This window comes from Streptomyces xanthophaeus, assembly GCF_000725805.1.
Lineage (GTDB): Bacteria > Actinomycetota > Actinomycetes > Streptomycetales > Streptomycetaceae > Streptomyces > Streptomyces xanthophaeus.
Map to the genome: position 1 here is coordinate 36,191 of NZ_JOFT01000013.1, position 12,337 is coordinate 48,527.

Annotated in this window: 12 protein-coding genes and 1 pseudogene; 6 read left to right on the top strand and 7 right to left on the bottom strand. The window is 70.4% G+C overall.

Features of this window, described 5'->3' with window-relative positions; translation table 11 throughout:
• Positions 1 to 24: 24 nt before the first annotated feature.
• From IO30_RS0107945 to IO30_RS46825, 3 genes are all read right to left on the bottom strand, one after another.
• The gene (locus IO30_RS0107945; RefSeq protein ID WP_031140699.1) at positions 25 to 2,745 is read right to left on the bottom strand and encodes a cation-translocating P-type ATPase; all 2,721 of its coding nucleotides are present in this window, start codon (positions 2,743 to 2,745) and stop codon (positions 25 to 27) included.
• Between the two features lie 63 nt (positions 2,746 to 2,808).
• A complete protein-coding gene (locus IO30_RS0107950) occupies positions 2,809 to 3,780 on the bottom strand; it encodes a polyphosphate kinase 2 family protein (protein WP_031140701.1) in 972 nt (323 codons plus the stop codon).
• A 31-nt stretch (positions 3,781 to 3,811) separates the two neighbouring features.
• Positions 3,812 to 4,228 (bottom strand): three-helix bundle dimerization domain-containing protein, encoded by a 417-nt coding sequence (locus tag IO30_RS46825; protein WP_237403373.1) that lies wholly within the window; start codon positions 4,226 to 4,228, stop codon positions 3,812 to 3,814.
• Between the two features lie 261 nt (positions 4,229 to 4,489).
• On the opposite strand from IO30_RS46825, the gene IO30_RS0107960 reads away from it, so the two are divergent.
• Complete coding sequence (locus IO30_RS0107960) at positions 4,490 to 4,993, top strand: GNAT family N-acetyltransferase (RefSeq protein ID WP_031140704.1); 504 nt, start codon at positions 4,490 to 4,492, stop codon at positions 4,991 to 4,993.
• A gap of 174 nt (positions 4,994 to 5,167) precedes the next feature.
• On the opposite strand, the gene IO30_RS0107965 is transcribed toward IO30_RS0107960, so the two are convergent.
• Positions 5,168 to 6,424, bottom strand: coding sequence for an esterase/lipase family protein (locus tag IO30_RS0107965; protein WP_031140705.1), 1,257 nt, complete (start codon positions 6,422 to 6,424; stop codon positions 5,168 to 5,170).
• 515 nt (positions 6,425 to 6,939) lie between these two features.
• On the opposite strand from IO30_RS0107965, the gene IO30_RS43155 reads away from it, so the two are divergent.
• From IO30_RS43155 to IO30_RS43165, 3 genes and pseudogenes are all read left to right on the top strand, one after another.
• The gene (locus IO30_RS43155) at positions 6,940 to 7,728 is read left to right on the top strand and encodes a PP2C family protein-serine/threonine phosphatase (protein WP_078904614.1); all 789 of its coding nucleotides are present in this window, start codon (positions 6,940 to 6,942) and stop codon (positions 7,726 to 7,728) included.
• Between the two features lie 350 nt (positions 7,729 to 8,078).
• Entirely contained in the window at positions 8,079 to 9,125 is a 1,047-nt protein-coding gene (locus IO30_RS41765) for an FUSC family protein (protein ID WP_234321643.1), read from the top strand.
• A gap of 161 nt (positions 9,126 to 9,286) precedes the next feature.
• Positions 9,287 to 10,010 (top strand): annotated as a pseudogene (locus tag IO30_RS43165) (alcohol dehydrogenase catalytic domain-containing protein); the annotation flags it as partial.
• A 152-nt stretch (positions 10,011 to 10,162) separates the two neighbouring features.
• On the opposite strand, the gene IO30_RS0107985 reads toward IO30_RS43165, so the two are convergent.
• A complete protein-coding gene (locus IO30_RS0107985) occupies positions 10,163 to 10,375 on the bottom strand; it encodes a hypothetical protein (protein ID WP_078903911.1) in 213 nt (70 codons plus the stop codon).
• A 216-nt stretch (positions 10,376 to 10,591) separates the two neighbouring features.
• On the opposite strand from IO30_RS0107985, the gene IO30_RS43170 reads away from it, so the two are divergent.
• The gene (locus IO30_RS43170; protein WP_078903892.1) at positions 10,592 to 10,825 is read left to right on the top strand and encodes a DUF6479 family protein; all 234 of its coding nucleotides are present in this window, start codon (positions 10,592 to 10,594) and stop codon (positions 10,823 to 10,825) included.
• Between the two features lie 79 nt (positions 10,826 to 10,904).
• Here the strand turns inward: IO30_RS43170 and IO30_RS0107995 are convergent, their stop codons facing one another.
• Positions 10,905 to 11,171 carry a DUF4235 domain-containing protein gene (locus IO30_RS0107995; RefSeq protein ID WP_031140717.1) on the bottom strand — a complete coding sequence of 89 codons (267 nt, stop codon included), beginning with the start codon at positions 11,169 to 11,171 and terminating at the stop codon, positions 10,905 to 10,907.
• The gene (locus tag IO30_RS0108000) at positions 11,168 to 11,482 is read right to left on the bottom strand and encodes a hypothetical protein (RefSeq protein ID WP_031140719.1); all 315 of its coding nucleotides are present in this window, start codon (positions 11,480 to 11,482) and stop codon (positions 11,168 to 11,170) included. Before IO30_RS0108000 ends, IO30_RS0107995 begins: the two co-directional genes overlap by 4 nt.
• Positions 11,483 to 11,753: 271 nt before the next feature.
• Here IO30_RS0108000 and IO30_RS0108005 point away from each other — a divergent pair, with 271 nt between their 5' ends.
• Positions 11,754 to 12,335, top strand: a complete 582-nt coding sequence (locus tag IO30_RS0108005; protein ID WP_051859132.1) for a DUF2231 domain-containing protein — start codon at positions 11,754 to 11,756, stop codon at positions 12,333 to 12,335.
• The last annotated feature ends 2 nt before the right edge of the window (positions 12,336 to 12,337 follow it).

Genomic DNA, 12,337 nt, shown 5'->3' on the forward strand with positions numbered 1-12,337 from the left:
CTCCCGCTCGGCGGGGTCGATGCCTCAGGCGGCCTTCGACCGGCGGGCCACGAGTTTGCCCAGTTCCCATACGAGCAGGAGCGCGAGGGCGGCCAGCAGTGCCCAGCCGAACTGCCGCGCGTCGATCTCGGTCGTCCCGAGGATGCGCTGGAAGCCGACCATCTGGGTCACCAGCACGGAGAGCACGAGCTGGGCCAGGGCCACCCAGTTCATCTGCTTGCTGTCGAACGTGGAGGCCGTCAGCACGGACTCCGTCTCGCTGCGGCACTCGAACGCCGCGACGATCAGGCAGAGCGAGAAGGCCGTGAACGCGATCGACTGGCCCGTCGCGACGCTGTCGTAACGGCTCTGGCCGAGCCGGATCAGCCCGAGCAGCAGGACGGTGATCGCCAGCCCGCCCAGCCCGACCGTGATGAGCACGGGCCGCGTGAGCACCGATTCCCCGCGCGGGCGCGGCCTGCGCCGCATGAGGCCGGCGCTTTCGCGGTCGAAGCCGAGCGCGAAGCCGAAGGAGGCGTTGACGACGAAGTGGATCCACAGCACCTGCGGCGGGGTGAAGGGCTCACCGGCGGCGATGTTGAAGACGGTGGCCCCGAGGAACGTCAGTACGAACGTGACCAGCAGGAGCAGAACGAACCGGATGTACTTGCTGAGGTTGTCGTAGATCGTCCGGCCCTGCTCGACGGCGTAGACGATGGTGGCGAAGTTGTCGTCGGAGAGGATCATGCGTCCGGCGTTCTTCGCCACGTCCGTGCCACTGCCCATGGCGATGCCGATGTCGGCGGCCTTGATGGCGGGCGCGTCGTTGACGCCGTCCCCGGTCATCGCCACGACCTCGCCCTTCTTCTTGAGCGTGTTCGCGAGCAGTACCTTGTGCTCCGGGGCGACCCGCCCCACCACGCCGATCTCCTCGATGCGGGCGAGCTGCTCGTCCTCGCTCATGGCGGCGAAATCGGCGCCGAGGACGGCCTCGCCGGGGATCCCGATCTGCCGGGCGATCGCCGCCCCGGTGGTGACGTCGTCCCCGGTCACCAGGCGGACCCGGATGTGCGCGGCCTGCGCGTCGGCCACTGCGGCCCTGGCCTCCTCGCGCGGCGGATCGACCATGCCGACGAGACTGGTCATCTGCAGGTCGGTGACGTACGCGAGCAGGTCGCCGTCCGGATCGAAGCCGTCCGGGTCCAGGTCACGGGTGGCCGCGGCCATCACACGGCGGCCCTCGCCGCCCATCCGCTCGTTCTGCGCCTCGGCGCGGCGGAGCAGGTCGGCGTCCCACGGCACGGTCTCGCCCGCCGCCAGCGCGGTGGCGGCCCGGGCCATCACCGCCGGGGCCGCCCCCTTGACGAAGCAGCGCACGACCTGGCGCCCGGAGACGTCGGCCGCCGAGTGGAAGGTGGCCATCAGCTTGTACTCGGGGTCGAACGGCAGGGTGGCGAGCCGGGGAAGGGCGTCCCTGGTGGCGTCGGTGTCGAGGCCGGCCTTGTGCGCGAGCACCAGCAGTGCCCCTTCGGTCGGATCGCCCACCACCTCACCGCCCACCAGCTTGGCGTCGCTGGCCACCACGTACGGCAGGATCGCGTCCTCGATCCCCGCGGCGGCCCCGGCGGCGTGGTGAATCCTGCCCTCCAGTCCGTAGCCCGTGCCCGACACGGTGTACCGGTCGGTGGGGCTCAGCACTTCGACTGCGGTCATCTGGTTCATCGTCAGGGTGCCGGTCTTGTCCGAGTTGATCGCCGACGTGAACGCCAGCGTCTCCACCGACGGCAGTTCCTTGACGATGGCGTTCCGCTTCGCCAGGTTCAGGCTCCCGACGGACAGGATCGCCTGGGTCACGGTCGGCAGGGCCTCGGGAATGGCCGCGATGGCCAGCGAGACCGCGCTGACGAACAGGACGTCCCAGGCCTGGTCCCGCTGCCGCCCCAGGGCGAACATCACGATCATGGTGAGGCCCGCCGCCCCCGTGATCCACAGGGTCAGCCGGTCGAGCTCCTTGGTCAGCGGCGGCACTTCCCTCTCGGTGGCCGACAGCATGCCGGAGATCTTGCCGAGCTCGGTGTCCGCGCCGGTCGCCGTGACGATCATGACACCGCTGCCATGGGTGACCGGGGTGTTCATGAACGCGGTGTTGGTCTGGTCGCCAGGTGACCTCGCGCCGCCCGGCAGCGGGCCGGTCTCCTTCGCGGCGGGCACGCTCTCACCGGTGAGCGCCGACTCGTCGATCTGCAGGGCGCTGGCCTCGATGAGACGTCCGTCCGCCGGTACCTGGTCCCCCGCGGAGATGAGCACGACATCTCCGTCGACGAGCTGTTCGGAGGGGATCTCGGCCTCCCTGCCGTCCCTGCGCACCCGGGCCGTCGCCTTCATCATCGACTTCAGCGCGTTCATGGCGCTCTCGGCCTTGCCCTCCTGGCGCAGGCCCACCACCGCGTTCAGCAGCGTCAGTACGATCAACAGGATCGCGGTGGTCCACTCCTGGATGACCAGCGAGACGATCGCCGCTGTCACCAGGACGAGCTGCATGTAACTGCGGTACTGGGCGAGGAAGCGCCGCCAGGCCGGTGTCCGCTCCTCCTCGGGCAGGGCGTTAGGGCCGTGCGCGGCCAGGAGCTCCGCGGCCCGCGCCGCCGACAGACCGGCCGCGGGATCGACGCCGAACGCCGCCATGACCTCCTCGGGGGAGCGCGCGTACCAGCCGTCCCCGGCATCCCGGGGCTGTTCGGCAGGGGAATCCGACCGCACCGTCATGGTTGTGCCTCCGATCCGGGGCCGCGGACGCATCCGGGCCGGCCGCGCGCCGTCCGAGGGCCGCTAGCCACGCTTCTTCTTCGGCTTGCTCCTCGGCTTGCCGTGCCGGGCGGTGTACGGATCAGCCTCGGCTCCGGCGGGCGCCTCCTTCTCCAGCGCCCGTTTGGTGACGAGCAGGTCCTTGCGGGCCTCTTCCCCCACATCGGGGTACTGCGGATCGATGTCCATCAGGCTGTGCGCGAGGATCGCCCCCGCGCAGAGCCGCGCGAACCACTTCCGGTCAGCCGGCACGACATACCACGGCGCCCACTTCGTGCTCGTGGCCGACAGCATCTCGGAGAACGCCTGCTGGTACTCGTCCCACCGGCGCCGCTCCCGGACGTCGGCGGCGGAGAACTTCCAGTTCTTCTCCGGCAGGTCGATCCGTTTCAGGAAGCGGGTGCGCTGCTCCTCCTTGGACAGGTTCAGGAAGATCTTCACCACCCTGAACCCGTTGTCCGTGAGGTAATGCTCCCAGCGGTTGATCTCCCGGTAGCGCCGGTCCCAGATGTCCGGCCCGAGCACGTCCTGCGGCAGCCTCTGCCGCAGGAGGACTTCGGGGTGGACCCGCACGACGAGGACCTCCTCGTAGTGCGAGCGGTTGAAGATGGCGATCTCGCCGCGCTCGGGCAGCCGCCGGGCGTAGCGCCACAGGTAGTCGTGGTCGAGTTCCTCGGAGGACGGCACCTTGAAGCTGCTGACCCGGACGCCCTGGGGGTTGACGCCGCTCATCACGTGCCGGATCGTCCCGTCCTTGCCCCCGGCGTCGAGCGCCTGGAGGCAGAGCACCACGCCGTACGTGTCCTGGGCCGCCAGCCGCTCCTGGTACTCGGCGAGCAGCGACACCCCGGTCCGCAGCAGTTCGGTCCCGGCCCGCTTCTTCATGCCGGCCTTGTAGCGGGGATCGAAGTCCCGTTCCAGACGTACCTTCGACCCCGGTCGCACCCGTAGCGGCTCGATGAAGTCCGCGATGCGTTCGGCTCTGTCGTCGGACATCAGCGCTCGTCCCTTCCCCGGCCCCAGGCGGTCACGGCCCGTCCCCCGCTGTGTCCGGGGCGTCCGGGGCGTCCGGGGCGTCCGGGGCGTCCGGGGCGTCCGGGGCGTCCGGGATATCCGGGGTGTCCGGGGCGTCCGGGGCGTCCGGGGCGTCCGGGGTGCTCCCGGTGGCGGCGGCGAGCGCCTTCCGGGACCGGCGTTCGGCCAGGATCGGGACGTACTTCCTGACCCTGGCCTGCCGGAACGCGCCGTACGCGGCCTCGACCGTCGCCTCCACGGTGTCCGCGTCGACCGACGGGTAGGCCGCCTTCAACCGGGCCACGGTCGTCCGGACGGACACCAGCTCCTCCGGGGTGGGTGACCACACTTCCGTCGCCCGCGCCCCGGGATCTTCTCGGGCGGGTGCGCTCCCGGTCCGTTCCGCGCCCTGGAGCGTTGCAGGTGCCATGTCCCACGACCTTCGGACCGTCGATCCGCGCATGCCGACATCGGGTGAGGGTGTTCGTCATGGCGATTCTCTGCCAAACGGGACAAGATCGCCCATTGGGTGCACGGATGCGGCAGGTCAGCGCAGCCGCCCGCGGGTTTTCAGCGGCACCGGCGGGAGGTGCGGGGCGGGGATCGGGGGCCGTCGTAGCCCCTGACCTCGCCGCGCACGCGGGGAAAATCCAGGGGATCGGACGGCCGCGCGCTGCTACGGTCGGGCGCCATGAGCTGGCTCCCCGATCACTTCGCCCATCCCGTCCTGGTACCGCTGCCGGGCAGTGGTCATCACCTGCGGCCGATCCGGGAGACGGACACCCCGCTCGACTATCCGGCTGTGATGGGTTCGCGCGAGCGGCTGTGGACCATCTTCGGCCCAGCCTGGGGCTGGCCCGCGGCCACCATGACCTACGAGGCAGACCAGGCAGACCTGTTGCGGCACGAGAAGGAGATCGCCGCACACCAGTCTTTCAACTACGCCCTGTTCGACGCGGCGGAGACAACTCTGCTCGGCTGCGTCTACATCGACCCACCGGAGAGGGCCGGCGCGGACGGCGAGATCTCCTGGTGGGTGGTGGACGAGCTGGTGGACAGCACGGTCGAGCAGGCCCTCGACGAGCTGGTGCCGCAGTGGATCGCCGCCGACTGGCCGTTCGAGCAGCCGCGCTTCCTCGGCCGAGAGATCTCCTGGTCGGACTGGCTCGCCCTGCCGGAACACTCCGACGCGTAAGTAGCTTTGGTCCTCATGCTCTGGGGGCTTGGTGCTCGAACGGCCGTCTCGACGGGTGAACGAGCGACCCTCGAAGCGGAAGCGGGGGCAGCGGCCGGGAGCCCCTCGGCGGCATCCCGGGGCGAGCCGGGGTGGGCGGGACGGCCGTCGGGCAAGCCCCGCCCACCCCGCTGGTCACTCGGCCACGATCTCGTTCACGAGCCACGCCCCGAGTTCTTCGGTCATGGTGGTGTGGCCCTCGTTGCGGCCGGCGCAGTGGAAGGCGTCGAGCGCGCCGTCGCCCGCGGCGATCGGACGGTACAGCGCCTGCGGGTCGTCGATGTCGCCGGACGCGACGGCGCTGATGGCGGGGATGAAGCAGGACGTGGTGATGACGTCCGGGTCGACCACGTTGCCGAGGAGGCTCATGAGGAGGGCGGCGAGGCCGTAGCTGCCGGTGTCGCCGGCCGGGGACTGCATGGTGAACAGGCCGCCGGGAGCACCGTCGACGTCGGGCAGCCCGCTGGTGCGCACCAGGGTCTCCTCGTCGCCGGCCTTCTGGAGCCTGGCGACGATCTGCTCGCCCTGGGCCTGGATCTTCAGCCAGGTGTCCTGCAGCGTTTCACCGTCGCCCCGTACCGCGACCGAGCCGGCCTCTGCGCCGTTTCCGACACCGGTCTTCACGCCGTTGGCGACGCCGATCTTGCGGACGTTCCGCGGCCACCCGCCGAGTTCGTCGAGCTTGCGGAGGAACGTCAGGCGCTCCGGTGCCTGCCCCGGCTCGGCGTCGACCTTGCCGATGTGCCACCGCGCCATCTCCTTCGCCGCGGGGCTGTTGAGCAGCCCGGAGAGCTGGCGCAGCACGGGGCCCAGCGCGGGATGCTCTCCCCACTGGTCCGTCGCGTAGTGGGTGAAGGCCTGGAGGGAGACGGGGAACCACGCCCCGTGGTGAGGGGTGTCGTAGGAGAGGTAGGTGGCGGTCTCGTGGTCCGGCAGGTTGGGGTCCTTCTCCATCCTGGCCAGCGCGTAGCGGGTGATGAGCCCGCCCATGCTGAAGCCGCCGACGGCCAGCTTCCGGTCACCCACCCGCTCGTGAACGGCCCGGCTGATGCACTCGATCGCGGTCTCGGCGTTGGCCGTGATCGAGGCTGTCCGGTCGTGGTAGCCGAGGATGATCACATCCCGGCCGGCGGCGTGGAGTTCACTGATGAAGCGGTAGTTCCCGTTCTCCTCCAGCCCGTGCCAGAGCTGGTCCAGGTTGGTGGATCCACCCGAGAAACCGTCCGAGAGGATGACGGGCCGAAGGAGCTGCCGACGGTTCAGCGGGCTGTAGTACACCCAGGCCGTCCCGCCCTCCAGGGGCCACTCGTCGTGCGCGTCCGGCGCGGGCGGAAAGGAGGAACGGGCCTGCGGGGAAGCAGGCCCCCAGATGTCAACGACGGTGTTGGACATGCTTGGTCGACTCCTTGCGTAGTCATGGAAGCACCGCGCTCACGTGCAGTGCCCCGGGGAGGCCGGGGAGTTGCCGAGGCGAAGCAGCTCCCTGCCGCACGGCATCCTCACACCGCCCCCTCGGCCGCTCCCCGCGCCTCTGACCAGGGAAACCATCCCTCCGAGTGATCATCTTCAGCATTCGGTCGAGGCGTGGCACACCAAAATCGTTTCGCCATAAGGGGGTTGCCCAAGAGGTCCCTACGGCTAGGGATGCCTTTCGGTCGCCGTGGGTCCGGGTGTCAGAGGAGCCGAGTTGTCTGACGACGTGTGGGCGGTGAAGGTCCGGTGAGCAGTGACGACGGCGCGGGCACCATCAGGTCCGCCCGCGAGCGCGCCGGGCAGACGAGGTCCCGGGAGGCGAGCTGGGCCAGGTCGTCCTCGCCCCACGGCGTGAGCTGCAGGAAGATCCTCGCCGTGCCCAAAGCCGCGAAGGACGCCTCCAGTTCAAGCTCACGGCCTGGTGCCTGACCAGCATGCTGCGGCAGGCCACCCTCGACCATCCCCCCTACAGTCCCGCCACCGCACTGACCGCCCTCGACGCCGCCTGCTCGGTCCTGCCCATGAAGACCAGCGGCACCCTGGTGCACGCCCGCCTCGACCCCGTCGACGGCAGCCCCGACTGGACGCTGACCTGGTCCAACGCCGGCCACCCGCCGCCCCTGCTCCGCACTCCCGACGGGCAGGTGACCCAGCTGCTCGAACACGACGTACTGCTGCACCGGTCGCTCGGGCCGTTCGACCGCACGGAGCACCGGCGCCCCCTGCTTCCCGGCTCGACGCTCCTGCTGTACACGGACGGGCTCGTCGAACGCTGCGGCCACGACATGGACGCCGCCGTCGCACAACTCGTCGCCCTGCTCGCCCGCCACGGGAACCACCCCCTGAACCCGTACCTGAGGACGACGTCGTCCTGCTCGCCGTGCGAACTCCCTCAATGCCGCAGCAACAGCGTTACTGAGACGGCAGGAGCGGCGATCTCCGCGACAGTGGTGCACATGCGGTTTCTGTTCGGCCGCCGATCCGCCCGAGCCGGGCGCTCTCGGCGCGGACCGCGACCTACGTACGGTTCCTGGCTCAGCGGCGCAGCGGCGGTCCTGCGCATCACCCCCGACGTCGAAGCGGCGCGCCGGGCCGGAGCCGACGCGCCGCCGGGGCCGGGCCTCAGTGCTCAGGCAGGGCCGTGCGCAGGGCGCTGCTGCCCCGTTCCCAGGCTTCGCGGATGTGGGCCTCGGTCTGGGCCTGGAGTTCCAGCTCGCGGGTGATGTGTTGCGCACCGCCGTCGCCCCCGGCTTTACAAGATCGGGCAGTTGGCTGCCATTGCCGCGATCCGGACCCCCGAGCTTCTTCCTCACCCGGGAGATCGCGCAGGAGCGGGCCGGGATCGAGCAGGACCGCAAAGGGTCCGGGCCTCGCTTCACGGCTCCCCGAAGGCTGAAGGCCCTTTGTGACCCGGATCCGAGCGTTGAGCGCGGCTGGCGGGGCAGGCGCGCGTCGGAGGTGGTCGGTCTTGCCCAGAGGGGTGGATACGGCGCGAAGAATCTGGTCGGCGGCCAGGGAGCAGGCCGACTATCTGCGCCGCGCTGTGCGGGGAGCCGGGAGCGAGCGTGACCAGGTGGTCCTCGTCGCCAAGACCGTGGTCGCGGCGATGGCGGCGTGGATGCTCGCGCGGTACCTGCTGCCGCCTGCCGTTTCGACGTTCGCGCCGTTCACCGCGCTGGTGGCGCTTCAGGCGACCGTGTACCGGTCGCTCCGGGACTGCCTCCAGTACGTGGTGGCCATGGCAGCGGGAGCCACGCTCGCCGCCACCCTGGCGGCCGCGGCCGGCATCCACGGCTGGACGTTCGCCCTCCTCACCCTGATCGCGCTCTGCGTCGGCCGGATCCGGCGCTTCGGCCAGCAGGGCCTCCAGGTCGCCATCGTCGGCTTCTTCGCGTTCTCCTCCGGCCAGGGACGGATCGACTACATCGGCCACCTGGTCGCGTCCGTGGGTATCGGGGCGCTCTGCGGCCTCGCCGCCCATCTCGTCCTCGCTCCCGCCCGGCACACCCACCACCGTCAGCAAGCCGTGACCGACCTGTACGGCACCATGTCCCGGCGCCTCGACGACCTCGCCGACACCCTCGAAGCGAGCGATCCAGACCGGGATCACCTGCGTCAGTGGCGCCGCGACTGGCGCAGCCTGTCCGCCGAGTGTGAGCGCATCCGCCACACCGTCGAAGCCGAGATCGAGAACGGCCGCATGAACCCGCGCCCATCCGTCAGCGGGTCGGGTGAAGCCCTCCCCCGCGCTCGGGAGGCAATCACCGTCGCCGAACGCAGCATGGACCACCTGCGCTCCATGTCCCGGACCCTGGACTACGCCCTCGACAGCGGCGAACTCGGGAATCTCCCCGGCGTCTTCCGGCCCGGCTTCAGCGACGTCCTGCGCGCCGTGGCCACGGTGATGGAGGAAATGGGCGGGGTGTCCCCCACCGATCCGGAGCTCCTCGACGCGAAGATCGACGAAGCGACCGCCGAACTCGACCGGGTGCAACAGCAGGAACGATCCACCCCGGAAGCCTCCCCGGCCGTAGCCGCCTTGCAGGGCACGCTCCTCACGGATGCCGGCCGCCTCCTGGCCGATCTCCGGTCGGGCCGGCAGAGCCTCGCCACGATCTGAGGACCATCGCTCGGATGGTCCCGGCGTGGTGTGAGGTGAGCGCGGGGCGGGGTAGCGCGGTACGAGAGGCATCAGCCGCCGAGGCAGCCGGACGCCGCCCCGCGACCAGGTCGCCCCTGAGGACTGACCGCGCCAACACCCGCAAAGAAGGACCCCGGACGGTGACGGTCAAGGACGTCCCCGGCGACATCCTGGTGAAGATCACCACCACTAACATCTGCGGCTCCGACCTCCACATGTACGAGGGCCGGACCTCCTTCGAAACGGGCCGGACCCTCGGCCACGAGAACCTCGGCCAGGTCGTGGAAGTGGGCAGTGTCGTCAGCAAGGTCAAGGTAGGCGACTGGGTGGTGCTGCCGTTCAACATCGCCTGCGGCGTCTGCAAGCAGTGCGAACAGGGCCTCACCAACTACTGCCTCACCATGCAGCCCGAGCCGGACATGGCCGGCGCCGCGTACGGCTTCGCCGAGATGGGCCCCTACCAGGGCGGCCAGGCGGAACTCCTGCGCGTGCCCTACGGCGACTTCAACGCCCTGCGCCTGGGCGAGGACGCCGCCGAGCGCCAGCTCGACTACGTGATGCTGGCCGACACCTTCCCCCACCGGCGACCAGACCATCGTCTACGGAGCCGGTCCGGTCGGCCTCATGGCCGCCTGCTCCGCGATCCTCAAGGGCGCCGGCCGCGTCCGGGTCGCCGACCACCAGCCCGACCGGCTCCGGATCGCCGAGGAGATCGGCGCCGTCGCCGTCAACACCGCCGAGCAGGATCCGGCCGGAGTCGTCAAGGAAGCCACCCTCGGCCTGGGCGCGGACAACGGCTGCGAATGCGTCGATGGAGATCAACATGCCGGCCCGGATCGTGCCTGCGACAGAGGTCTTCAGCTGAAGAAACAGCGTCGGCACGCGCAGGCGGGAGCGTCCCGCCCCTCAACGGTCCGCGGCATTGAGCCTTGCCCGGGTTGGACCAACGTGCGGCGGATTCACCCCCGCGCCGGTCGCCCCGCTCGCCCGCATGAACGATCCGATCGGACGCCCGGTCAGTGCTTGGCGCTCGGTACGGCCAGGGGCTCGCTCGGAGCCCTCTTCTTCGCCGCCTCCTTCTGCTCGCCGAGTCGAGTGAGGCGGTTACGCCCCATGGCCTTGCGCACGTCGGGGAACCACTCCTCCTCCTCGACGTGGTGGCGGACGTTCTCCATGAAAAGCTTCTCGACCGTTCTGTGGTCTTCCTTGAGCAGAACGATCCCGTCCACCAACGCCTCCAGACTTCGCACTCCAGGCGGCGCGGCCGGCCACCCACGCCCGTTACCCGGCCGACGCTTGTGGTGCTCGCCCAGAACGAGGGATTGGCCAGATTGGGGGACGCGCCTGCGCCGTCCGCTGGACGAGCCAGGTCCTGGGCAGGCGCACAGTCGGGATAAACCCGTTCGAGTGCTGGTATGTCCGCGGATCGCGGGTAGGGGCCGCGCATGACAGCCATCGAAACGCTCGCGGCCGAAGGCCAGGCCTCACTCTTCCTCATCTTCGCCGGAGTGGTCCTCGTCATCCTCCTGATCGGTGCTTTCTGGTATGGGAGCCGACGCAGGCGGCGCGAAGTTCCGCCGACCGAGCAGAATCCCGTCGCGCAACGCCGCGCGGACTCCTGGCAGACCCCGGAAGAGCACGCGCGCGATCAAAAGGACCAAGAGTATCCCCGGCCTTGACTGGACGGGCCGGACCCACTGATCCGTGGACCCGGCCCGCAATGGCCAGTCGGGGAAGAGGGCCGGCACCGCCGGTGGGTCAGCCCGGCCAGGCTCCGGTCGCACGACGTATCGCCACGGCGCCCGATCGCTCGACCGACGACTTGACCACGGCGAAGATCGCTCCCTGGATCGCAGCGGCGAGCAGGATCTGCGTCCACGTGCGGTCTTCGTCAGTGGCGTCCGGGGCATCACCCTCACCTTCGATGATCTTCCAGGCCTGCTTGAACACAGCCCCCGCGGCCATGCCGCTCGCCGCCCCGAGGAGGAATCCGACGGGCTTGTAGGCAGCGCCGGAGGCCTTCATCGGCGACGTGCGCGGTTGCGACGCACCAGCACGAGGGCAATGATCACAGCGCCGGCGACCAGGAGCGGCGTGCGGTTGCCTCGTGTGGCCCTCGCAGCTTGGTCGGCCCTCTCGAGCAGCGGGTCGGGGGCCATGTCCGCCGCGTACTGTCCGGCGCGGGTCGCGCCGTCCCACACCTGCGTGGCGGCCTGGGCAGTCTTGTTCAGGACCGAGTCGGGGGTGTTGTCCCGCACCAGCCGGGCGGCTTGTTCCGCCTTCTCGCGGATCTGGTCGGCGATGAGGGAAGCCTTCTCGGCGGGTTGCTGCTTCATGTCGGCGTCTTCTCCTTGGTTCGGGTCCTGATGTCGGCCTCGGCGGCCGGAGTCTCGACGTTCTGGTCGAGCCCGACGCGAGTGCACGCGGCCTTCCTGCGCCGCGCTTACCCCAGCACGGCCTCGGCACCCGCCCCCTCGAGCAGGAGCTCTGCGCAGGCCTTCGCAGCAGGACTGCGATGAAGAGACCACGGCCCCGCGACGGGCCTGTCGTTCGGGTGCAGTCGGCGCCAGGCCGGGATGGCGGCGTGGCAGCGGGTAGGCGTCCTGTATGAACTCACGCACCCTCGGCACCTCGCCCACGGCCGGGCCGACCGCGGCCCTCGACACCGCCTCGGCATGCTGGCTGAAGACCCTGGACCGGCTCGAACGGACCACGGTGGCCGATCCGGCCATCAGGATGCTGCAGCGGGGAATCCGCTCGCTCCCCCTGGGCGGCATGCGTGATCTGCTGCGCGGCAGACCTCTGGGGCACCCCGTCCACCCCGTGCTCGTGCAGGTGCCCATCGGATGCTGGCTGTCGGCCTCGGTGCTCGACTTCGTGCCCGGGACACACCACGCGTCGACCACCCTGACCGCCGTCGGACTGGTAGGCGTCGCCCCGGCAGCGGTCGCCGGCTGGGCGGACTGGGCGGACCTGCCGCCCGAGCAGGCCCGGGTCGGCCTGGCCCACGCAGCCTCCAACGTCGCCGCGGTGGCCTGCTACACCGCGTCACTGACCGCACGACTCCGCGGCCGCCCGGGGAAGGGCCGGCTGTGGGCCCTGGGCGGGATGGCTGCCGTAGCCGTCAGCGGTGCGCTGGGCGGGCACGTGGCCTACCGGCAGGCCGTAGGAGCGCACGCCGCAGCGTGAGG